22 protein-coding genes are annotated in these 23003 nt (G+C 53.6%); 9 read left to right on the top strand and 13 right to left on the bottom strand.

The window, feature by feature from the left end; all coding sequences use genetic code 11:
* Positions 1 to 32: 32 nt before the first annotated feature.
* The 4 genes from ACVX3G_RS04395 to ACVX3G_RS04380 all read right to left on the bottom strand — a co-directional run bounded on the left by ACVX3G_RS04395 (position 33) and on the right by ACVX3G_RS04380 (position 5989).
* Positions 33 to 2744, bottom strand: coding sequence for a hypothetical protein (locus ACVX3G_RS04395; RefSeq protein ID WP_021322745.1), 2712 nt, complete (start codon positions 2742 to 2744; stop codon positions 33 to 35).
* Positions 2745 to 3116: 372 nt separating this feature from the next.
* A complete protein-coding gene (locus ACVX3G_RS04390; RefSeq protein ID WP_011232657.1) occupies positions 3117 to 3896 on the bottom strand; it encodes a hypothetical protein in 780 nt (259 codons plus the stop codon).
* A 45-nt stretch (positions 3897 to 3941) separates the two neighbouring features.
* Entirely contained in the window at positions 3942 to 5297 is a 1356-nt protein-coding gene (locus ACVX3G_RS04385) for a C40 family peptidase (protein ID WP_021322700.1), read from the bottom strand.
* Positions 5298 to 5479: 182 nt separating this feature from the next.
* Positions 5480 to 5989, bottom strand: coding sequence for a hypothetical protein (locus ACVX3G_RS04380; protein WP_020278804.1), 510 nt, complete (start codon positions 5987 to 5989; stop codon positions 5480 to 5482).
* A gap of 208 nt (positions 5990 to 6197) precedes the next feature.
* Between ACVX3G_RS04380 and ACVX3G_RS04375 the strand changes: the two genes are divergently transcribed.
* Complete coding sequence (locus tag ACVX3G_RS04375; protein WP_014196835.1) at positions 6198 to 6605, top strand: helix-turn-helix domain-containing protein; 408 nt, start codon at positions 6198 to 6200, stop codon at positions 6603 to 6605.
* A gap of 120 nt (positions 6606 to 6725) precedes the next feature.
* On the opposite strand, the gene ssb is transcribed toward ACVX3G_RS04375, so the two are convergent.
* Entirely contained in the window at positions 6726 to 7085 is a 360-nt protein-coding gene (gene ssb / locus ACVX3G_RS04370; protein WP_011232661.1) for a single-stranded DNA-binding protein, read from the bottom strand.
* Positions 7086 to 7354: 269 nt separating this feature from the next.
* On the opposite strand from ssb, the gene ACVX3G_RS04365 reads away from it, so the two are divergent.
* On the top strand, positions 7355 to 7795 hold the full coding sequence (locus ACVX3G_RS04365) for a YwpF-like family protein (RefSeq protein ID WP_021322699.1): 441 nt from the start codon (positions 7355 to 7357) through the stop codon (positions 7793 to 7795).
* Positions 7796 to 7851: 56 nt separating this feature from the next.
* Here the strand turns inward: ACVX3G_RS04365 and ACVX3G_RS04360 are convergent, their stop codons facing one another.
* From ACVX3G_RS04360 to ACVX3G_RS04345, 4 genes are all read right to left on the bottom strand, one after another.
* Positions 7852 to 8481 (bottom strand): class D sortase, encoded by a 630-nt coding sequence (locus ACVX3G_RS04360; RefSeq protein WP_014196837.1) that lies wholly within the window; start codon positions 8479 to 8481, stop codon positions 7852 to 7854.
* A 6-nt stretch (positions 8482 to 8487) separates the two neighbouring features.
* Positions 8488 to 9387 (bottom strand): processed acidic surface protein, encoded by a 900-nt coding sequence (locus ACVX3G_RS04355; RefSeq protein ID WP_021322698.1) that lies wholly within the window; start codon positions 9385 to 9387, stop codon positions 8488 to 8490.
* A 380-nt stretch (positions 9388 to 9767) separates the two neighbouring features.
* The gene (locus tag ACVX3G_RS04350; protein ID WP_014196839.1) at positions 9768 to 11144 is read right to left on the bottom strand and encodes an aspartate kinase; all 1377 of its coding nucleotides are present in this window, start codon (positions 11142 to 11144) and stop codon (positions 9768 to 9770) included.
* Positions 11145 to 11610: 466 nt separating this feature from the next.
* Complete coding sequence (locus tag ACVX3G_RS04345; protein WP_025039145.1) at positions 11611 to 12045, bottom strand: DUF1284 domain-containing protein; 435 nt, start codon at positions 12043 to 12045, stop codon at positions 11611 to 11613.
* A gap of 476 nt (positions 12046 to 12521) precedes the next feature.
* Here ACVX3G_RS04345 and ACVX3G_RS04340 point away from each other — a divergent pair, with 476 nt between their 5' ends.
* The 3 genes from ACVX3G_RS04340 to ACVX3G_RS04330 all read left to right on the top strand — a co-directional run bounded on the left by ACVX3G_RS04340 (position 12522) and on the right by ACVX3G_RS04330 (position 15408).
* Positions 12522 to 13109 carry a hypothetical protein gene (locus ACVX3G_RS04340; RefSeq protein ID WP_014196843.1) on the top strand — a complete coding sequence of 196 codons (588 nt, stop codon included), beginning with the start codon at positions 12522 to 12524 and terminating at the stop codon, positions 13107 to 13109.
* A 214-nt stretch (positions 13110 to 13323) separates the two neighbouring features.
* Complete coding sequence (adh, locus tag ACVX3G_RS04335) at positions 13324 to 14844, top strand: aldehyde dehydrogenase (protein ID WP_021322697.1); 1521 nt, start codon at positions 13324 to 13326, stop codon at positions 14842 to 14844.
* 204 nt (positions 14845 to 15048) lie between these two features.
* A complete protein-coding gene (locus tag ACVX3G_RS04330; RefSeq protein ID WP_011232669.1) occupies positions 15049 to 15408 on the top strand; it encodes a DUF779 domain-containing protein in 360 nt (119 codons plus the stop codon).
* A gap of 235 nt (positions 15409 to 15643) precedes the next feature.
* Here the strand turns inward: ACVX3G_RS04330 and ACVX3G_RS04325 are convergent, their stop codons facing one another.
* From ACVX3G_RS04325 to ACVX3G_RS04310, 4 genes are all read right to left on the bottom strand, one after another.
* Complete coding sequence (locus tag ACVX3G_RS04325; protein WP_011232671.1) at positions 15644 to 17260, bottom strand: MDR family MFS transporter; 1617 nt, start codon at positions 17258 to 17260, stop codon at positions 15644 to 15646.
* Complete coding sequence (locus ACVX3G_RS04320; RefSeq protein ID WP_014196848.1) at positions 17245 to 18168, bottom strand: TetR/AcrR family transcriptional regulator; 924 nt, start codon at positions 18166 to 18168, stop codon at positions 17245 to 17247. The genes ACVX3G_RS04325 and ACVX3G_RS04320 overlap by 16 nt, the downstream gene beginning before the upstream one ends.
* Positions 18161 to 18301 (bottom strand): hypothetical protein, encoded by a 141-nt coding sequence (locus ACVX3G_RS04315; RefSeq protein ID WP_014196849.1) that lies wholly within the window; start codon positions 18299 to 18301, stop codon positions 18161 to 18163. Before ACVX3G_RS04315 ends, ACVX3G_RS04320 begins: the two co-directional genes overlap by 8 nt.
* Positions 18302 to 18508: 207 nt before the next feature.
* The gene (locus ACVX3G_RS04310; protein ID WP_014196850.1) at positions 18509 to 19378 is read right to left on the bottom strand and encodes an ROK family protein; all 870 of its coding nucleotides are present in this window, start codon (positions 19376 to 19378) and stop codon (positions 18509 to 18511) included.
* 263 nt (positions 19379 to 19641) lie between these two features.
* Here ACVX3G_RS04310 and ssuE point away from each other — a divergent pair, with 263 nt between their 5' ends.
* From ssuE to ACVX3G_RS04290, 4 genes are all read left to right on the top strand, one after another.
* Entirely contained in the window at positions 19642 to 20196 is a 555-nt protein-coding gene (gene ssuE / locus ACVX3G_RS04305) for an NADPH-dependent FMN reductase (protein ID WP_014196852.1), read from the top strand.
* Between the two features lie 130 nt (positions 20197 to 20326).
* Positions 20327 to 21235, top strand: coding sequence for a LysR family transcriptional regulator (locus ACVX3G_RS04300; RefSeq protein ID WP_014196853.1), 909 nt, complete (start codon positions 20327 to 20329; stop codon positions 21233 to 21235).
* 100 nt (positions 21236 to 21335) lie between these two features.
* Complete coding sequence (locus tag ACVX3G_RS04295; RefSeq protein WP_021322695.1) at positions 21336 to 21695, top strand: NifB/NifX family molybdenum-iron cluster-binding protein; 360 nt, start codon at positions 21336 to 21338, stop codon at positions 21693 to 21695.
* 110 nt (positions 21696 to 21805) lie between these two features.
* Positions 21806 to 22924, top strand: a complete 1119-nt coding sequence (locus ACVX3G_RS04290; RefSeq protein ID WP_014196855.1) for an LLM class flavin-dependent oxidoreductase — start codon at positions 21806 to 21808, stop codon at positions 22922 to 22924.
* Positions 22925 to 23003: the final 79 nt, after the last annotated feature.

Here is a 23003-nt window from a genome sequence, read left to right as displayed (position 1 = left end):
GGGAGGGTGATCGCCTTGCTATATCTCCAGCCTTATTTTGCCACGTTTACAACAGCATCAGAAACTGGGTTGCCAACTACATTATTCGAACTAATACCACCCGTTTGATCTACATCTACAATGCCTGTCGCCGACAAGGTGATTGGCTTAGACAGATCTGTTACTGGGTTTTGCAGTTTGAGATAAATAGTTTTATATCCTTTTGATGGACCAACCGCATTTTGAGCGCCACTATCTTCATAGACCCCTAATACAGTAGCTGATTGTCCATCAACTTTTACGGTAAAGTTGTTAACAGAAAGCGGATTGCTGATCGTCGCATTTGCCACCGGTTCGCTGAAGTCGACACGGATGACGTCTGCGCTGGTTAAGGTCGCTGTGAACGTCGGAGCCACGTTTTCTTTCATGTATTCATTTACGGTCACGGTATCCATAACGAGCCCAGACGTATTCTTAATGTTGCTGATCGTAATGACGTGCGTGCCTGTCCACGTATTTGCCCCGGGTGCGAGCGTCACGCGGATATGTTTCGTATCTCCATCAAAGACTGCTTTCGTGACGGTCAAACCGTTGATGTTGAAGTTGGACAGGTTCAATGCAGAAGCGTCCAAGTTTTGTGTGAACGCAAATACTAATTCGTTGTTGTTGTCCGCTTTCACACCATTACCATCGTAGGCTTTATCAAGAGCTGGCTTCGTCGTTAAGCTGTCAGAGCCGCGAACGAATGTAATCTGTTTACGCTCTGCATATGCATTGTCAGCCAAGTCGCTTACTAAACCGTTCGGCAATGTCACGGTGTATGTGCCTTTTGGCAAGGAAGAAATGTTCAAAGCAACCGATTTCGATTTTCCGTCTGTCGGCAGATATAATTTGAAATTGTCGCTAGTTGTTTTCAAATCTGCGCCGACAGCCTTAAGTACATTGTTTTCGTCAATATACTTATCGCTCGATTGAACGACTGTAATGTTGCTGCCAGTCGTGACCTCTTCGTCAAATGTCAACACAAGGTGCTCAACACCGTCAATTTTCACGACTTGGCTACTGACGAATTTCGGTGCTGTAGTATCAGCTTTCAATTGAACGACTTTCGTGTACGCATCCCCGCTATTGCCCGCCAAGTCCTTATAATCGCTTACTTCAACTGCGTACACACCTTTCGACAGAGCGCTGCTCAATGTTGCTGTATAGACTAAGCCTGTTGAGTCAACCGAAACAGATGCAGTTTGGCCGCCAATTTTGATGGTCGGGTTGCTCAACAGTTTTTCGCTAAACGTCACTTTGACGGTTTTCGTGTTGACCGCTTCGATGCTTTGAACGGTCGGCTTCGTTGTATCCACCGTTGTCTTCTTGACAGTCAGTTCAGCCGGGTTCGGATTGATGACATTTCCGTTGTAGTCAACGGCGCCAAAGATTTTCAGCGTCAAGTCTTTATTCACCGGCACAGACGAGGAAGCGAGATTGATTGTCATTTCATCGTCGCCAGCCGTGAATTTCGGAGAAACCGAGATTTCGGTTGTTCCGTCGTACAGTTTAACTGTTCCTACGCTGGCAAGCGGTTCAGAGAATTTCACTTTCAGCGTCAAGCCGTTATCCGCGTAAGAAGACGACAGAACGCTCGGTCTTACCGAATCAGTCGTGTCAATCGTCGTCGTGTAGGCAGGCACATCTTTGCCGTCCAATGTCTTGACGTTTTTAATGTCGACAACATAGCGTTTCGTGAAAAATTGAGCGCCATCAGCCACTAATTTTAACGTTTTCTTATCATCGCTCAACGATGCCTTCACGGTGGAAACCGTTCCTTGGCCATCAATCGCCGTGAGCGTGATGGCGGTTGTTTTCACGACGTCATCGGACGTGTCGCTTGTGCCTTTGTTGTCGATTACTGTTGCGGCATCAACCGCTTTGTTAAACTTGATTTCCAATGTTTTTGCGTTAACAGCTGTTACGCTTTCCACTTTTGGAGGCAACGCCGCTTCATACGCCGCATTGGCGTCTTGTGCTGCTTTTTGCAGTTCAGCTTTGAACGCATCGGTTACTTTCGATACGTATTGGTTGACTTGGTCAAGCGCAGCTTTCGCTTTGTCCAAGTTGCCGGCTTTGACGGCGTCTTGCGCTTCACGAGCTTTCATGGCAACGGTGATGTCGTAGATCAAGCTGTCGCGCAATGCTTGAGCATCGGCTTTGAACGTCGAACGGAGGAGTTCGCGCGTCGTTTGGCCGTATACGCGATCAAGGATGACCGTGCGCGTTTTGAGCTCGTACGAAATTTTGTGGTAGAGCTCTTCTGCTTTTTTCAGATCTTTCGCATCGACGGCTGCTTTGAGTTCTTGACGCATCGCGTCTAATTTTGTCGCATAGTTGTAAGCGTCGATGTACGTAGCCACGCGCGCTTCGCCCGATTTCGGGTTGGCTTTGAATACATACGTTTCGTATGTAGCTTGCAAGTCAGCCAAATACGCGTCTTTTTTCGCGCCGCCGGCTTTGTTCACAACAGCGACAGCGTTCGCATACGCTTGTTTTGCTTTGTTGTAGGCTGCGTATACATCGTTAATGTCCGGGAATTGGCCCGTTTCCGTTACCGTGTGGCTGTACGTATAGTACGCTTGCTTCATTTGCGCTTTCGCTTGGCTGACGACCGTCGCAACGTCCGTGGCTGCTTGGGAAGCATGCGGGTTGGCTGCGACGAAAGCGCTCGCTGCTACAGCGCTGGCTGTGGCGAGTTTGACTGCTTTCTTTTTGTCCATAAAGCCCAAAATCCCCCTTCGTTTTTATGAAACTTTAGAGCAATGGGTACTAAACGTTTCCGTTTAGTAGATTCATTGCCTAAAAGGTGCTAACATCAACCAATATCATCCTTGACGGCTAGATGCTGGGCTGATTAGAAAGCCTAGCATCTGTTGCTAGCACTTGAGCATAATTCCTCAATGCTCCACGTCTCCTATAATAATACATTTTTCTTCTAAATTCTAGTCCTAAATACAAATTTTTTAGAGAATATGCCTTTGAAATTATTGCCATCGATGGCGACATTGATATGAATATGCCTGTAACAGAAATTTAGAACGATATTTTGGCAGTTTGATGGTTTTGGTTGGCAAACATTTTGTGCAAAAACATCAATCGTTTTTCTTCACCGTGACGTCCATCGGTTGGCCAAGCGTCATTTTGACGACGTCATAGCGGTCATTCAAGTACAAATCGAGAAAGCGGAACTGTCCTGCGAATTGTTCCGGGCTGTTCGTGATGGAAAATTGCAGCTGCATGGCGTAATCGCCGCTGTTGGCGAGCTGTTCGGCGATTTTTTCGATCTCTTCCTTCGGCACGTTGTACGCTTTTAAGTAAGAGATCGAGTCGGCGATCGCTTCGGCGTTGTCGTTGAAGAAAATGGAGAGCGTCACCGTTGCGCCGTCGATGCGGCCTTCAAGCGGCAATGACATATTTTGGCCGTATAAGTACCAGCCGAACAGACGATTTCCTTTTTGCCGCTCAATGACGAACGGAACGGATTCATTTCCTGCCTGAAGAATGTATTGCCCTTTCAATGAGCGGGCGACAAGGGCGAGAAGTTCGTCTTTTGTGAACGGCACGTATTGGATGGCGTCCCCTTGTTTGGCATACAGTCCACCGCCGAGGCTGTAATAGACGGCGCCGCCTGCCCGTTTTTGGCTGTAGACGCGATACTCGCGCCCTTGTTTCACCGTCATGGCGGTCTGCCATGCCGCTCCGTTCAGGCGGTATAGAGGCGTGTCGCGCAAAATGACGACTTTGCCGATCATGCCTTGTTTCCATTGGACTTGCCCCCATTGGACGGCGGCGTCAACTGTTTGTCCATTTCCTCCGAGGGCGATGGCGGCGGCGAGGCAGATGGCGGCTGCCATTTGGGATGCATGTTTCATCTTCGTTTTCCTCCTCATTTTGGTCATCGTTGTCGTTCCAGCATGCTAAAAGAACCGCTTCGCCCCCAAGTACCGCTGTTTCCAATACGATTGGTCGAGGCGGCTCGTCGTCACGCCGGTCGAAGCGCCGCTATGGATGAACTGGCCGTTGCCGATATAGATGCCGGCATGCGATGGGCCGTTGGTGGTCGTGGCGAAAAAGACGATGTCGCCGACTTCCGGGGCGGAAACCGATACGCCTGCATTCCACATCAAGGCGACGGTGCGCGGGATGGGGACGCCTTGTTGCTGGAACAGGTAGAAAATGAAGCCGCTGCAGTCAAATCCCTCTTCCGGCGCATCGCCGCCCCAAACGTATGGGGTTCCGAGCAACTCAGCCGCATCGGCGACGAGTTCGATGACGTCCAGCTTCGCCGCAGGGGCTTGTCCGATCAGGCGCTCGTATGTTTCGCCGTCAACAATGCCGGTCGCTGGGAGTTTGGCCGCTTGTTGGAAACGGCGGACGGCATCGGCGGTGGCAGTGCCGTAGTAGCCGGTGATGGCCGTGTAGAAGTAGCCGAGCTCTTTCAGCTTTGTCTGAATGCGCTTGACGTCTTCGCCGAGCGCGCCGATTGAGAGGCGAACCGCCAGGCGCTCGCGCTCGATCGGTGCAGGCGGGGGTGTTTTCGCTTTTACTGCGCTCGCAAGGAGGGCAGCGGTTTGGTTGTCGACCGCGCCGGTCACTGGCAGGCCGTTGTCGCGTTGAAAGCGGCAGACCGCGTCGGCGGTCAGCACCCCATAGTAGCCGGTGATGTCCGAATACGTAAAGTAGCCGAGTTGTTTGAGCTGTTGCTGCAGCTCGCGGACTTCGTCGCCGCGCGCCCCAACGGTCAGCGCCGCAGACGGTGAGGGCGAGGAACCTTCTTCTTTTTGCTTCAGCCGCTCAAGCGTCGCCCGGTCCGCCCGCCCGGTGGCGGGAAGCCCGTTCGCCCGTTGAAACTGCTTCACGGCATCGGCCGTCACCGCGCCATAGTAGCCGGTGATTTGCGGATAGCGAAAATAGCCGAGCTGTTTCAGCCGGCGTTGCAAATCACTGACGGCCGCGCCGCGGGAACCGATGGCGAGCGTGTCGTTTGACGCAGGCGCGCTTTTGAGCTTCGCGTAGGTGGGGTCATCGACGATGCCGGTGGCTGGCAAGTTCATCGCCCGTTGGAACGCTTTGACCGCTTCTTCGGTAATGGCGCCAAAGTAGCCGGTCGCTTGCGGATACGTGAAAAAGCCTTTTTCTTTCAAGCGCTGCTGGAGCTGTTTGATTTCAGGAGAACTCATGCCTTTCTTCCATTCCGCCGCTTGGCTCTCGTCCGGCGCGAGAAAAAAGGCAGAAGCCATGGCAGCGGCGAAAACAACGTGATTCGGTTTCACGGATGCGCCCTCTCCCTTCGCCGTCTGTTTCGTTTTTCATCTTTCATCGAGGCCTCATGCGGGATAGTTCCTCAGGCCGGCTTGACATCCCGCAGCCAAAAATAGTAATGTTCTATATTTTCAGTATAACGGACGAAAGCCATGAAAGGAAACGATTTTTTTTATTGGAAGAAGGAAGAAGTTTATGCGCCGGAACGGGGCATGCTTCGCTTCGGAGGCGACGGATACGTGAACAAATACGACACGCGTCGATCGTCGACAAGGTAAATCGACTGCAGCACTTCATAAATGAGCTGTTTTTCCATCGCCAGCCATTCATCTGCGCGGATCGGGATGTATTTTTGCCTCGGTTCGTTCCACTCATAAAGGGCGACGGTAAACTTTTTTTGGCGAAGATCGAGCTTGACGATAAACATGTAAAGCTGGCTCGTGCATTTAAATACAAAATAGAGCTGGGCTTCCTTTGAGCAGGTGATCGTGCGGAACAGCGCCTCGCCTTCCGATGCAAAACGCATCCGTCCACCTTCGTTTTTCAGCGAGCGCAGCGAATCGGTGAAACTGGCCGGGGCGATCGTTTTCAGCCGCACGGAAAACGGATTTTTCATTTCCTTAATATAGATGTGGTACATTTTTTGGGCGTGTTTCTCCCCGTTTCGTTCACAAATGACAAAATCGGCAAGATAGATGTTCACCTTGACCCCCTCTTTTTGGTTCGTAATTTCCCATTTTTAACTAATTGTACTATGTCCTTCCTGGACAAAAAAGATGCCGAACGACGAAATCACGGACAAATCTGTTCTGATTTAGAAACAAAGATAGAAATGAGCGAAAAAGGAACAACCATTGGCTCCATGCTTTTCTATCTTTAAAGAGTAATGATGAAAAGCGTGGTGACGAACGATGACAAACTTGGGGGAGACGCTCAAACAACTGCGAAAACAACGGCGCTGGACACAGGAAGAGCTGGCCGAGCAGCTGAACGTGTCGCGTTCGCAAATCAGCAAATGGGAAAACGGCAGCTTGCTTCCAGATGTGCAGTCGCTTGAGAAGCTATGCCAGCTGTTTGATGTCAGCGCCGATTTTTTGCTTGGCGGCGAAACGCGCCAACGCGAGCTGTTGCGCGAAGTGACAGACATATACGGAACGGCGGACGTGCACGAAACGGTGCTCGCGGCGTTGGACTACTTGCTTCATAACCAAGAGATGAGCGAAGCGGTGTACACGCTCGCGAAGCTGCCGGATAAAAAGCGAAAACATGTCGAAACGATGATCGTGACGATCGTAAAAGAGTGCTCCGAGCTCATGTAGCTCCCCTCATGCTGAAAAAAAGCGCTAACAACGACGTGCTAGCGCCATCCGTTGGGGAGTGTTTGGGGACACGTTCTTTCTCTTGGGGATTCGCTTTGAAAGGCATGTATGGGGAAACGACTATACGTGCTCCGGCCATTCTGGTTTCTTTCCGGAGTGGAGAAATTGGACGGACTCCGCGACGACTTCGGTGACATAGACGCGTTGACCGTCTTTTTTATCGTAGCGGCGCGTTTGGATTCTCCCCGTCACCGCCACCATCGATCCTTTTCGGCAATAATTGGCGGTATGTTCCGCTGTTTTCCGCCATAAAACGCATGGAACGAAATCGGCGTCAATCCCCCCTTCCGCGTTGCGGAAATTTCTCGCCACCGCCAGCGTGACAGTCGCGACGGCAGCCCCTTCGGCCGTGTAGCGAAGCTCGGGATCTTTCGTCAACCGGCCGACCAACACGACTTGGTTGATCATGTGTTGGCGCATCCCCCCTTTCCTCCACCGCACCTTTATGATAACGAATCTCGTTTTGGGTCGTAAAATCGCGATTTTTGCATTTTTTTGCGCACTCTATGGATACAATTCAGCGAAAAAGGCGAAATCTTCGTCGACAATGGCGGGGCAAAATGGCGTTTTTGCCATCCGACGGAAAATATGCAGATCGTTTTTCAGCAGGAGGGGCGGCATCCCGTTTTTCTTCCCTCGTCCGCCTGTGCTATAATCTTGGATAAGACAACGGTAACGAGGTGGACGAGATGAAAACGTTCAAGCTTGTCGGGCTCTCGGTCATCGACGACGACATGCACCGCCAAGACATCCCGTTTATTGACGGGTTGATCATCAACAAAGAAGACGGGCAAAACCGCTGGCTCGTGGAGGCGTATTTGGATGACGACTATGAGCCAATGTTTGTGAACTTGCAGCGGCGTCCAGAGTTTCAACTGCAAGTGACGATCACCCACACGAGCAACGACCCGGCCAACATGCTCGTCGCCGTCCGTTCGATCACGAAAATGAACGGCCACATTAGCGTCTTGATGGAAGGGCTGATGATCCCGCGGCGCACCCATTTGGCGGAAGTCGTGCTGGCCGGCCTTGTCAAGAAAGGGCTGCAAGGCGAGGCGCTGCTTCAAGAGTTTCGCCAGCAAATGCATGAGCGAATCGATGCCAAGGCGCCGCAGGAACGGAAAAGGTAAAAGGCTGGAGAGCGCACTTTCCAGCCTTTTTGTTTGCCTTCCTGCGGGCAAGTGGATCATCCTCTTGGAAACGCCAGGGCATCAACCCGAACCGGGCGGGCGGTGACGATGCAGCGCTTCGGAGCGCGGCCGATGAGGCGAAACGGGTAGCACGTTGTCACCGTCAGCGTTGGGCGCGCTTTCTCGACCAAAACGGTCCGGTCGTCGTCATCGACGATGCGGATGTTGACGATGCGGTAATGGATGGCGGCGCGATCCGTCCGAATGATAAGCGCATCGCCGATCTCAAGCTCGCCAAAGCGGCGGAACACAGTATCGCGGTGCCCGGATAGCACGACATGCCCTCGTCCCCCCGGCCAATCGCTCGCTGGATAATGGCCGACACCTCGGCGCAATTCTTGTTCGCGGACGCCTTCATACACGGGAATCGCCGCCCCGAGCTTTGGGATGGCGAGTTCACCAAGGTAGACGCCAAGCGGTGCGTCTTTTTGCGCCGAACGTTCCGCTGGAAGGCTTGCGGCCGGCGGTGAGGAAGGCGCAGGAGCATCCCGCTTGACCGCCATCCAGCCGACGGTGTACCAATAGCCGTTCCAACCGGCCATCGCCGCTCCGATGACGATCGCCGCCAGCGCCGCCCATTGGGCGGCCCGGCGCCCCCACGAAACCCGCGCGGGCTTGCCGTTCACGTTCCTTCACCCTTTCAGCCGCCTGACCCGCCGGTAAAGAAGGAACCCGGCGGAAGCGAGCATCAGTCCGGCCAACGTATAGGTCAAATACGGTGACGCCGTCTCCGGCAGTTTTTCCCCATACATCTTTCCTTTCATCTCTACAGCGAGCAGCCCCGCGTCAATGCCTTTCTCCCCCGCGCGGACGATGTAGCCCGATGTCAACATCTCCCGCGTTATGGCGATATCGGCGACCTCCTCGCCTTGGCGGTTGTACAATCGAATGCGGATCGGCTCCGCTCCGGCCGCCTTTATGTCCGGCTCGTCCGCCTCAAGTTTAAGCAAGCGAAGCCCCTCTTCCCACATCGCCCGCAGTTTGCGGCGCTCTGTTTCCGTCCACGGCCCTTCCATCTCCGCAAACGGACGCAGCCGTTCACGAAGCGCCGCCAGCCGCCCAGCTAACTGCGGGTCGTCAAGCGAGGCAATATGGCGGGTGAGGGCGCGCACTTCTTGTTCCGTCATCCCGAGCGCCCCAAGCAAGTCGTTGATTTGCTGCATGGCGGCGTTGTGCTGCGAGTAAAAACGGATGGCCCGGTCCAAGTCTTCGACAAATGTGTAGTCTTGCACCGTTTCGCCAAACTGGCCAAGCAGCGCCTCGAGCTCCTCAACCGTCAGCCCGTGCCGGCGCAGAACGGCATGAAGCCGCTCGTCAGTGATGGGTGTGCCGAGCCATTGTTTCATCTCATCCATGGTGCGAAAATCGGCGGCTGTCAAGCCGTATTGATCCAAATAAGCCAACAGGTCGCTCACTGTCCAGCCGACGCTCTCAGCGTACTGCTCAAGCTCGCTTCGGCTGATGGCCGCCGCCCCAGCCGGAAACGAAGCGAAAACGGCGACAAGCACAGCCATTCCTAGCCATTGCCGCATTCGTTCTTCCTCCCTTCCGCTTTCTTTGACGTACATTGGTAGTATTTTCCGAACATGCCGCTCTTATGTACGCCAACCAGCGAAAAAAGAAGAAAGCTCGGCTTAGAGCGCTTGAACGTTCTCCCACCTACGCAAACGCTTAGAGATGGGAGATTCTCGGGGACACCTGCCATAAGGCAGACTGCCAGCCAGACCATTCCCGTCTGTCCCTGTGACTTGGCTGTTCCAACGAAGTCCTTCTTTCAAGATATTTTGAGCGGCGTTGGGGGACATCCATGATGGAAGACGCTGATTCATTCCCCCCTTCGGCTGATCGCGTGAAAGCGGGGGCTTCTCGGTACATAAGAACAGGCGCCCGAGTTTCGGACGCCTGTTTCGCGTTAGGAAAGGGGGCTTACGGTTGCCTGTTGGAAGTAGGCGTTGTACAAGGCGCGAACCGCCTCGTTGACGACTTCTTCTTTGACGCCGAACATCATGCTCACTTCGGACGAACCTTGGTTGATCATCTCCAAGTTGATGTTGGCGTTGGCGAGCGCAGTCGTGGCTTTCGCCGCCATCCCGATCGTTTTTTCCATCCCTTCGCCGACGACCATAATGAGCGCCAAGCCGTACTCAATCGTCACCTCATCGACGGCAAGCTCCTCGCGGATGCGGGCGAGGATGCGCTCATCTTTTCCATCCACGAGCTGATCTGCCCGCAAAATGATCGACATGTTGTCGATGCCGGACGGCGTATGTTCGTAGGAGATGCCTTCGTCTTCTAAAATTTGCAGCACACGCCGGCCAAAGCCTATCTCACGGTTCATTAAGTATTTGCTGATGTTGATGCTGCAAAAGCCAGTGTCGCTCGCAATGCCGGCGACTGGTTCGTCGATATGATTGCGCTTGGCGACGATCCACGTGCCTGGAGCGGCCGGGTTGTTTGTGTTTTTTACGCAAACGGGGATGCCGGCGCGATAGACCGGCTCAAGCGCCTCGTCATGAAAGACGGAAAATCCGGAATACGACAGCTCACGCATCTCGCGGTACGTGATTTCTTTCAACTTGCGGGCATCAGCGACGATCGACGGATTGACGCAATAAATCGAGTCGACGTCGGTAAAGTTTTCATACACGTCCGCTTTGACGCCCGCGGCGACGATCGAGCCCGTGATATCCGACCCGCCGCGCGGGAACGTGACGATATGGCCCGACCGAGAATAGCCGAAAAATCCCGGGATGACCAAAACGCCGCGACGTTCGCGCAGCTGCTTCAGTTTGTCGTACGACTCCGGCAGCACTTGGGCGTTGCCCGGCTCATCGGTGACGATAATGCCGGCTTCAAGTGGGCTGACGTAGCTCGCCTCAAGCCCGCAATCTTGCAGATAGAGCGCCATGAGCCTTGCGTTATGGTCTTCGCCGCTCGCTTTAATGGCGTCAAACAACCGAGGCGGCTCGCTTCGATAGGCGCTGATTTTCGACTGCAAGTCATCGACAAGCTCGGCCAAAAAGCCGTCGGCTTCCAGCCCCAGCTCATTGGCAATGTCAGCATACCGCTTCACGATCGCTTCCATTGTTTCCTCATGCGGCTCGCCAGCCACAATTTGTTCGGCCAGCTGGATGAGCATATCGGTCACTTTCACATCGTCTTTGTACCGTTTCCCCGGCGCCGACACGACGACGATGCGGCGCTCGATATCCGAGCTGATGATATCAGCCACTTTGCGGAATTGCGCGGCGCTCGCCACCGAACTTCCACCGAATTTGGCTACTTTCATCGTTCATGACCCTTTCTGTCGAAAGTCTCTATAATTGTTTATCATATCACATTTTTCCGCCCATGGAACTATTCATTTTTTAGAAATTTCCGCCAACGTCCAAAACTGCCGCCATCGCCGGCCATGACTCTTTTCAAAACATATAGATGCCATTTGAAGCTTTACCATTTGCCGCTTTTACCGAGCATTGGGTCGACTGTCGAGCGACCGAACAACGCCGCTTTCAGCCCCAGTATGGGTCTGTGAAGCGGATGGTTGTTCGGTCTTCCAAGCTACAGGCTTGCCTCGACAGTCGAAAATGGACAAACCGCTTTTCCGTCAAGGATATGTTAAACTTCTTCGTTGCATCTATATATACAGATGCCGCTGCAACAGGCTCCCCGCCTTGACAAACGGATGATGGTTCAGCACAGCGCCGTTTTTCCATCGTTCCTCCTCGATTTTTTCCGAAAACGGCCGCTCTGCCTCACGTTTGCGCCACATTGCCGCGGCGGACGTTGGCGATCCCTTCTTTGCAGACGCCGTACGGCAGCCACGAGCAGTTGCGGCATAACTCGTCCAAATCATCCGGCTTGACCCGTTCCGCCGTCCGCCGGATCAGTTCAGACTTCCAATACACATTGCCCGGCTCCAAGCCTAAATGGCGAATGACGTTTCCGTCAAGCGAACGGACGTGGGCATCGGAATTCGGGCCGGCTTCACACGTTGTCTCCCCATGATGCGGGCAGGCGAGGCACGCCTCATCGAGCGCCGCGACGACTTCAATCGGGAAATCGTCGTGTTCATCGCGAATGCGGGCTACGATCTCCCACATTTTTTCCACGAACGACGGGCTGTAGCCCATGCCGCGAAATCCGTGCACACAAAGCAAATGATGGCCGCGCAAACGAACCGGTTTCATCTTCTCTCCCCTTTCTTTTTTCTCTTCAAGCATATGCCGCCCCGCCTCCATCGTTTCGATCGTCTTTGCCTCCATCATACGTCAACTCCTGTCATTCAGCAATCGAAACATAAACTGCCACATTTTTTCGACCATCGAGAGAGCGAACAACACCGCTTTTAGGCCCATGCACGTCTGTAAAGCGATTGGTTTCACGCCTTGGCTTACCTCCGAAGAGAAAAAAATAGATGACACACTTTTGGACCAACGCTATGCAAAACGTTCCTGCTTGTATTTATCATCTCTAACCGAGAAGACCCCCACTTCCACGCGATCAGCGCAAGTGAGAACAGCAGAACCGTGGGACGCATGGGGATGGCTTGGTCAACAACCTGCCGTGGGACAGGTGTTCCCAAGAATCTCTCACCTCTCAGCGTTTGCGTAAGTGGGAGAGCGTTCAAATAGACAGCCGTCATGATACAATGAGAAAGGGAACGATGTTGCTGGGAAAGGACTGGCTGATCATGACGAAAGAAGAATTGGCACGCTCGCTTTCCGTCTTGCTTCATGAGCTGACGAAATCATGGCGGAAAGAAAAAATTCATTCCGATGTGCTCGAAATCATTATGAAACTGCGCATTCAAACCGATGACGACGACCAATACGTTGCCGATCTGCTCGGCAACATCGCGTTTGCGAGCGAATCGGCTCATGCGCTCAAGCAAATTTGGGGCTATATGCTGCGCGAGCAAACCTTTCTATCGCCACAGACGATCGAGGCGATGCTCACTGACGCCCAGCGCAAGATCCAGCGCCGGCTGTCAGAGATGACGGCCCGCTATGAGCGTCCGTTTTTGTCCATCGACGACCCGCTCGAGCGGAAACGCCAGCTTGAGCGCTCCTACGGTGCGCTTCTTTTGTTCAACCGGATCGCCACCGACTTTTTGCTTGAGTTCGTCCGCGAAGAAAACGAAACGGCAGCGAGCGTCTTTTTCGCCGCCGACCCGAACGAGGCGATCGAAGTGTTCCATCATCTTTGCAGCGTCTACGCGAGCCGCTGGCTGGAAGGCCTGGAAGTCGATTGATGGACAAACCGTCGATTCAAGTCCTTGAAGCCAACCAAAGGTGCCCCAAAAGCGGCGGGGCGCCTTTTCTCATCACCATCTATACTGCCGCATTGGCATTTTCGATTTGACAGTATTGTCCAGCCATGATATTGTATTCATTGGAAAGAATTTTTATAATATTCTTTCGTTTGTAAGCGAATACAAAAAAACTCAAATGAAGGAGGAATCGGGGATGATCTACGCACAACCAGGCCAGCCAGGCGCGCTTGTCACATTTAAAAAGCGCTACGAAAACTTCATTGGCGGCAAATGGGTGCCGCCGGTCGACGGCGAGTATTTCGAAAATATCACGCCAATCACCGGACAGCCGTATTGCGAAGTGCCGCGCTCAAAAGCGGCGGACATCGAACTGGCGCTTGACGCCGCCCATGCGGCAAAAGACGCATGGGGACGCACGTCTCCAGCGGAGCGCGCCCGTTTGTTGAACAAAATCGCCGACCGGATGGAAGAAAACTTGGAAATGCTCGCCGTTGCGGAAACATGGGAAAACGGCAAGCCGATCCGCGAAACGTTGGCGGCTGACATCCCGCTTGCCATCGACCATTTCCGCTACTTCGCCAGCTGCATTCGCGCGCAAGAAGGCACGATTTCGGAAATCGATCACGACACGGTCGCCTATCATTTCAAAGAACCGCTCGGCGTCGTCGGGCAAATCATCCCGTGGAACTTCCCGATTTTAATGGCGGCCTGGAAACTCGCTCCAGCGCTCGCGGCCGGCAACTGCGTCGTCTTGAAACCGGCGGAGCAAACGCCGACGTCGATCCTCGTTCTCATCGAACTCATCGAGGATTTGCTTCCACCTGGCGTCGTCAACATCGTCAACGGCTTTGGCTTAGAAGCCGGCAAGCCGCTCGCCTCGAACCCGCGCGTGGCGAAAGTGGCGTTCACCGGTGAAACGACGACCGGACGGCTCATCATGCAGTACGCCTCGCAAAACATCGTGCCGGTTACGCTTGAGCTTGGCGGCAAGTCCCCGAACATTTTCTTCGCTGATGTGATGGACAAAGACGACGAGTTTCTCGATAAAGCGCTCGAAGGCTTTACGATGTTCGCCTTAAACCAAGGCGAAGTGTGCACATGCCCGTCGCGCGCCCTCATCCATGAGTCGATTTACGACGCCTTTATGGAACGGGCGCTTGAGCGCGTCAAGCAAATCAAGCAAGGCAATCCGCTCGATACGGAAACGATGATCGGCGCCCAAGCCTCCTCCGAACAGCTCGAGAAAATTTTGTCATACATCGACATCGGCAAACAGGAAGGCGCTGAGCTCTTGATCGGCGGCGAGCGGAACATGCTCGAAGGAGAACTCGCCGGCGGCTATTACGTCAAGCCGACCGTTTTCAAAGGGCATAACAAAATGCGCATTTTCCAAGAAGAAATTTTCGGCCCAGTGCTCGCGGTCACAACGTTTAAAGATCACGACGAAGCGCTTTCAATCGCCAATGAAACGCTGTACGGCCTTGGCGCCGGCGTCTGGACGCGCGACATCAACACCGCGTACCGCTTCGGCCGCGGCATCCAAGCCGGCCGCGTCTGGACGAACTGCTATCACGTCTATCCGGCCCACGCGGCGTTTGGCGGCTACAAAATGTCCGGCATCGGCCGCGAAACGCACAAAATGATGCTCGACCATTACCAACAAACGAAAAACTTGCTCGTCAGCTATTCGCCGAAAAAACTTGGCTTGTTCTAACATTGGCCCACCTGCTCTTCCACGGCAAAAGGCAGCGCCGACGCGCTGCCTTTTGCCCACTGTTGCATCCGTCACCGCCAAAACCACGCAAACTCCTTTTGATGATGGAATGGAAAACGACGCAACAACCGTTCCATTCGACGAATCCAGCAAAGCTGCTCTAGGAGCCTGTCTTTGGCCATGATGCGAAAGGAGGTGCATCCGATGCCTGATGAACCGAAAGTCATCGCCACCGAAGCAGCGTTAGAATTGATTGAAAAATTAAAGGCGAAATACGGTCCGCTCATGTTCCACCAATCCGGCGGCTGCTGCGACGGCAGCTCGCCGATGTGCTACCCGCTCGGCGAGTTGATCGTCGGCGATTCCGATGTTTTGCTTGGCGAAATCGGCGGCTGCCCGTTTTACATCTCTAAGGCGCAATACGAATATTGGAAGCATACGCAGCTCATCATTGACGTCGTCCCCGGGCGCGGCGGCATGTTTTCGCTCGAAGGCCCGGAAGGCGTCCGCTTTCTCACCCGCTCGCGCGTCTTCGGCCAAAGCGCGGATGCGGGCGCAACGTAACCAGCCATCGCGAATCGTCACCGTGAAACCGCCATGCGCCGGGCATCACGTCGATGCGAAACCGCCTGGCGAAATGGGCCGCACGGAGCGAGCCGCCGGCTTCCATTGGCACCTCACCCCCGGATGCCTCATCGCTCCGGGGGAGTTTTGTTCGTCGCCGCCAAAAAGAAAGGCGGCCCGCCGCCTGAGCGAATGAGGCGCGGTCCGCCGTTTTCTTTTCTTCATTCGCATGCCGCTAGGCCTTCTCCTCTGCCTGCTTCAACTGCTTCATCGCCTCGGTCCGATCAGACAAGGTGATCCTTTTCAAACCGAACACCAACAACAAGCCCACAGCGATAAACACGAGCCCGAACAAAAAGACGGATTGCAGCGAGTCGACAAGCGACTGCTTCAGCACCGGCACGAACATGTCGCGCAGCAGCGCTGGAATCTTGGCCATCGCTTCCGGACTGAGCAGAACGGAATACAGCCCTTGCGGATCATCATGGATCATGCCGGCAAAGCGGTCGACAAGCCCTTTCGCCTGCGCCGGCAGCGCTTCGAGCTTTGGCATGAGCCGCTCGTCAAGCAAGGCGCTCGACCGGTGGTTCATGATGGCGCCAAGCACCGTCATCCCAAACGTCCCGCCGATCGAGCGGAAAAATTGGCTTGAAGACGTCACGACGCCAAGCTCCGATTTTGGAAAGCTTTCTTGCAGGGCGAGCGTCAAAATCGGCATCACGAGCCCTGTGCCAAGACCGAGAATGATCATATACATCGTCGCCGTCCATTTCGACGTCTCGACATCCATCGTGCCAAGCAGCCCGAATGCGGACGCCATAACGGCCATGCCGATGATCAGCTGCGGCTTCACCCCGATCCGGTATACCAGTCGACCGCCAAGGACGCTGCCGATGATCATCGTGATCATCATCGGCGTCATAATCGTCCCGGATTGGGTGGCGCTCACACCGACAATGCCTTGCATAAAAAACGGCACAAACATAATCGCGCCAAACATGCCGACGCTCATGAAAAAGCCGATGCCATTGAGCAGCGTAAACGTCCGATTGCGGAACAACCGAAGCGGAATGATCGGCTCCTCCGCCCGTTTTTCCGCCCAAACAAACAAAGCGAAAAAGACAACCGCGGCCGCAAACAACGAAACGATTTGCCACGACCCCCACGGATATCGGTCGCCGCCAAACGTCAACCCCAACAACAAGCTGACGACGCCCGCCGTCAACGTCGCCATCCCGGCGATGTCAAATTTCACCGGCCCTTCGGCTTTATATTTGCTTAACCCCATCGCAATCAGCACCGTGGCGAGAATGCCGACCGGCAAGTTGATGTAAAACACCCAGCGCCAGTTCAAATGGTCGACGATAAAGCCGCCGATTTGCGGGCCCAGCACTGAAGCGAGACCGTACAAACCGCCGAACACCCCTTGCCATTTCGCCCGCTCCTTGCCGGTGAACACGTCACCGATGACAATCATCGCCATCGGCATCATAATCCCGCCGCCCAGTCCTTGAATGCCGCGGTAAATGATGAGCTCGGTCATATCGTTCGCCATGCCGCAAAGCGCTGAACCAGCCATAAAAATGACCAACCCGCTCACATAGACAATCCGACGGCCCAATAAGTCGGCGAGCTTGCCGGCGATCGGCACGACCGTCGTCGACGTCAACATATACGCTGTCGTCAGCCACGTCATAATCCCCAATCCGTGAAGCTCCCCGACGATGCGCGGCATCGCCGTGCCGACGATCGTCCCGTCTAATGCCGCAAACAGCATGGCAATGATCAACCCGGTAATGAGCAACGGACGATGACGAATGGTGCTCGCTGGCACTGTTAACGCTTTTTCCATGGTTCTCTCTCCCATCCATTGAGTCGTTGATACGCTTCCATTTCTTGGCTCAGTGCGTCCAAAGCCGACGCAAGTCGAGGCGCCTGTTGATGGCGCAAATACAAAAGCAGCGCTTCAACGATATAGGCGCGCGGCGGCTCATTGCGCCCAAGCACTTCCTCCTCCAGCGCCGCTACGGCTTCAAGCACATCGTTCGCCTGCTTCGGATCGAGCCCGTTGGCGGCCTCCCGGACGGCGGCGAACGCCGAAACCAGCCGCTCCCGCTGGCGCTTGCGCTCGCGCTCTTCGAGTTCTATCCATGGCACGAGCGCCTCCTCGGTCAACAACGGGCGCTCGCCGGCCGCAAAGCTAGCAACAATGGCATCAATGCGGCGCACGAGAAAACGAGCCGCTGCGTCCGCATCAAACGCCTCCTCGCGAAAAAAGAAGTAAAACAAATATTGTCGGATGATGCCGTTGGTCATCATGGCGACATCATACACATACGGACCGACTTCCTCTCCGTACACCTCCGCCAGACGGGTGCAATACCATAAAAAAAGGCGCCCATGCTGGCGGAACATATACCGTTCCACTTCCGGATTGACTTTCGGCAATTGCTCCGACATCATCATACGCAAAAAGTCTTTGTACTCGCGAATGTGAGAAAAATGGGCGGCCAGCTGGCGAGTAAACCGTTCTTTTTCCGTCCCTTCCCCGCCGCCCGCCATGAAATCAGCGACCATTTTTTCGCTGTAGTAGCGGAGCACCGCCAGCAACAAATCTTCCTTCGAGGCGAAATGGTGATAAAACGCTCCTTTGGAAATCCCCCATGCCTCGACCAAATCTTGAATCGACGTCTCATGATACCCTTTTTCGGCAAACAATTTCATTGCCGCCTCAATAAATTGGACGCGCCGTTCATCCATGGCAGCCACTCATTCCTTTCCCATTCGCTGTCATCCATTGCCGATACGACGGCAACACCGCGCGCGGTTTCACTAAATCGGCGCGCACACCTTGTTGTTGCAGCCATTCCACCAACCGTCGAACATCGGTCATTGTCCTCGCCTCCATATCCCATATGACCATTTGGTCAAAACGATTATAAACTACTGTTATAAAGGTATGCAACTCAAAAACGATATTTTTTGACCAAATAGTCATTTTTTCAGACTAAATTTGTTGAACAATCAGTCAACATCCCTGCCTTCAAACAAAAAAAAACGGCCCCACCGCCTGATTGAAGACGGTGGACGGCCGTTCTTGCTATTCGATCGCCCTCGCCGCAAGCGCCAACGCGCCCGCCACGCCGGCGTTGTCGCCAAGCCCTGGGAGGACGATGTACTCATCGATCTTCTCGAGAATCGCTTCGTGCTGAATATAGCCGCCAAGCAATTCCTGCACATGACGGCGCACAAGCGGCAGCACGTGCGTCTGCTTCATGACGCCTCCGCCCGTGATCACCTTTTTCGGCGATAAAATGAGGATGTAGTTGGTGATCGCCTGGGCAAGATAAAAGGCTTCCAACTCCCATACTTCATGGCGGTCCGCCAATTCCGCCCCCTTTTTCCCCCAACGCCGCTCAATCGCCGGGCCGGACGCCATCCCTTCCAAGCAGTCGCCATGGTACGGGCAGACGCCGGCAAACGTGTCATCTGGATGGCGGCGGACCAACATGTGGCCCATCTCCGGGTGAAGCAGCCCATGCAACAGGCGGCCCTCGACGATTGCCCCAACGCCGATACCCGTTCCGACCGTCATGTACAGGCAGCTGTCAAGCCCTCGCGCCGCCCCCCAGCGCTGCTCGCCGAGCGCCGCCGCGTTGACATCCGTGTCAAAGCCGATCGGCACGGGAAAATGTTGCTTTATCGCGCCGACAAAATCGAAGTTTCGCCACGCCTGTTTCGGCGTGCTCGTAATGTACCCATACGTCGGGCTGTCCGGGCGCAAATCAACCGGGCCGAATGACCCGATCCCGATCGCCTCCACGTTGTGGGGGCGGAAAAAATCGATAACGTGCGCCATCGTCTCTTCCGGCGCCGTCGTCGGAAACACCGCCCGCTCATGAATGTTCCCTTGTTCATCGCCGATGGCGCAGACAAATTTTGTGCCTCCGGCTTCAATGGCTCCAAGCATCCTATGCGTCCCCTTCCTTTTTGATCATTCCTTTTTTAGTTTACCTTGAAGCATGACTATTTGGAATCCCTTTCACAGCAAAGTCGCCGCACGCCAAACGGAAGGGGAAAAACGGGTGCCGCATTCTAGCGAACAGATGTCCATCACCGTTTTGCACACAAGATGGAGAAATTTGCAAAAAGGCGATTGACACATCATCTGTTGCGTGATACGATATCGAAAAACCAAGTATTCCTATATGAATTATAGAGGAGTGTGTTGCCATGCCTGATATCGTTATTCTCAACGGAAACCCATCGTCCACGTCCCGCCTCAATGGACTCATTGAGTATGCCGAACAGGCTTTGCGGCAGAAGGGATTCGCCATCGAACAAATTCGCGTAGCCGACTTGCCGGCCGATGATTTGGTGCGGGCTCGCTTTGACAGCCCCGCCATTGCAGCCGCCAACCAAAAAGTAGAGAAGTCTCATGGCATCATCATTGCCAGTCCCGTTTTCAAAGCCTCCTACACAGGAATATTGAAAGCGTACTTGGATTTGCTGCCGCAAAAGGGATTGCAGCACAAAGTCGTCCTTCCGTTGTTCATCGGCGGCTCCCTTGCCCATTTGCTCGCGATAGACTACGGATTGAAACCTGTTCTGTCCGCCTTGGGTGCACGCTATATTTTGAGCGGCGTGTACGCTGTCGATCAATGGGTGAAACGCCTCCATGAAGGCGGATACTCGTTGCCCGAAGAACTGACGCGTCGGCTCGATGAAAGCATATCAGAGTTGGGTTCTGCCATTCGGCGCCTTGCTATTCCAAGTTTCACAAACTAACCCCATCCCACCTACTCTTCCTGTCATGATGAAAGCAGATTGACTTCAGCTGAAGGACAATCTGCCTTTTTTGTGATCGGACAAGAAAAAGACTGTTCATCAAGATGGAACAAGAAGGGAAGGAAACCCTATGGATTTACGCACCATTAAAACGTTCCAAACGGTTGTCAAACACAAAAGCTTCCAGCGAGCTGCTGAAGAGTTGAACTACGCGCAATCGACTGTGACGACTCATATCAAAAACTTAGAAGCAGAGCTTGGCATCACGCTCATTAAGCGAGGAAAACCGTTCCAATTGACCGAGGCAGGCAAATTGTTAAGCGAGAAAGGGGAATTTTTGCTCAAAAGCTTCGACCATTTACAAAAAACATTGAAAGAATGCATTGATGGCGAAAGAGGACTCGTCCGCATCGGGGTGATGGAGCCGACAGCCAGTCACCGTCTTCCTGCATGGCTCAGCGCCTTTCGGGACAAGCATCCGAACATTCTGTTTACAATCCAAATTCATAGCAACCAAATGCTTGTGGACATGGTAGAGCGGGGAGACATCGATGCAGCCATTTGTGCAACACCGGAAACCATGGCAGGAGCGAGCTTTGAACCGTTGTTTTCCGAAGAAGTGGTGCTGCTTTCTCCCGCCTCTCACCCATTAGCGAAACGATCTGTCGTTTATCTTCGCGATTTGGCCGATGAGCCGCTGCTTGTAACGAGCGCCGCCTGCCCATTTCGACGCAATTTGGAAAAACGCCTGGTGGAGTTAGGCATTCAACCTTTATACAAAACCGAGATTAGCAACATGTTGGCGCTGAAATATTATGTCCATGCTTCGCTTGGCATCGCTGTCGTGCCGAAGATTGCTGTCACTCCTCCTCCAGCAGGAACGGTGGCACAACCGATCGCCGATTTTCGCGATGGACTGACTGTTGGCATCTTACGGATGTTTACGAGTGAAGCGAGCCACCCCGCAACGGAAAAATGGATTCGCTTTTTGCTTGATCAATGTGCTGGCAGATGCTCTACTGATCTTCACATTTTTTGAACGATCACTTCTATTTTTTCAATTTTACAAATGGAAGCAGCTCCTTTATATTTTTATTAAACATATAAAATTACTCGGAAATGATATGGAGGGAACATTGATGATCATTGCCCTTGTTCTCGATGAGCAGGAAAACGTTGTCCCCATCATTGAAGGAGCGACCATTCGCCTTTATCACACGAGTTCGCAAACGTACGAAGACTATCCGAATATCGCCAAGCAGTTGCAAGGGGGACGCCGAAGCGCGGTTCTCCGTTTCGCCAAAGAAAAAGGAGCCGACGCCTTCGCTTCCCCGCCAAATATGTTTTGTGAACGCTCCTACGCTCAAGCAGTCGAGCAACAAGTCAAATTTTATTTGTTGGAACAGCCGATTCCGTTCCGAGAATTCGAAAAGCGGTGGCGGAATGGTCTGCTTTCATCAAGTGATCGGCTGCCGGCGGAAATGATTGTCGCCAGCTGACAAGGACCGTTCACGAACAACGGTCAAAGCGAAAAGCGCTCTGTTCTCTTTTCTCTTTTTGAAGACGATCCCGTGATGATGATCCATCCCGACCACAAGGAGGAGGAAACATGGTTGAATTTATTACGATGGCCCCGACATCTGGAGACAGCACATTCGTCGGTCTTGGCAGCAATTCGACGAACTTGAACAGTTGGACCGGAACGGACGAGAATCCAGAGCGTCCACCGACAGTCGAGTACATTGAGGCGATTGCGAAAGCAGCGGAAGCCCATGGCTTTTCCACGCTGCTGTTGCCGACAGGCGCAGGTTGCCTCGATTCGTTGGCCGTCGCTGCTTATCTGGCAGCGCGGACGACTAAATTGCACCTTCTGTTCGCCGCCCGTCCTGGCGCCACTTCACCTGCTATTTTTGCCAAACAATTGGCGACGATCAATTGTTGGACAAATGGGCGGGCATTGCCCAATATCGTGACAGGCGGTTCACCAGAAGAATTAGCGGCTGAGGGGGACTTTCTTGACCATGATACGCGATATGAACGGACGAGGGAATACATCCATCTGTTGAAGCAACTGTTTACTCTCCCTTCCGTCACGTATGAAGGACGGTTTTACCGTCTCGAAAACGCCTCGCTGTTCCCCAAACCTGCACAGCGCCCACCCATTTATTTCGGAGGCGCCTCGGACATTGCCAAAGAAGTGGCGGCGAAAGAAGCGGACGTGTACATGATGTGGGGCGAGACGTTCGAACGGATGAAAGAACGAATCCAGGAAATGAAGCAAAAAGCAGCGCATTATGGCCGGACGCTGCGTTACAGCATCTCGTTTCAAGTCGTGTTGGGAGAAACGGAAAAAGAAGCATGGGAGCAGGCCGATGCGTTGGTCAGCCATCTGTCGGAGTCAGCGAAACGAAAAAAGGACGAGCTGATTCAAAAGGGAGATTCGGTTGGTGCGAAACGATTGCACGAATTGATGAAAACGAGCGCCGAGCGGCGTTTCCAAATCGGTCCGAACTTATGGGCCGGGCTCACTCAAGTGCTGTCGGGCAACTCGATTGCACTCGTCGGTACTCCCGAGCAGGTGGCTGATCGGCTGATTGAATTCATCAGCCTCGGCTTTGATTACGTATTGTTGCGCGGCTTTCCTCACTTAGAGACGATCGAGCAAGTAGGAACTTCCGTGATCCCTCTTGTTCGCGAGCGCCTTCGACAAACGGAAGTATGGATCTAATCGTGATTTGCAACAACAAGCCGGTGATTTGCGCGCTATCGGCTTGATCAACAAAGAGGTTCCTATTGCAAACCACGTC

Source organism: Geobacillus sp. PLS 41 (assembly GCF_056494105.1).
This window is presented reverse-complemented; position numbering and strand designations above follow the sequence as displayed.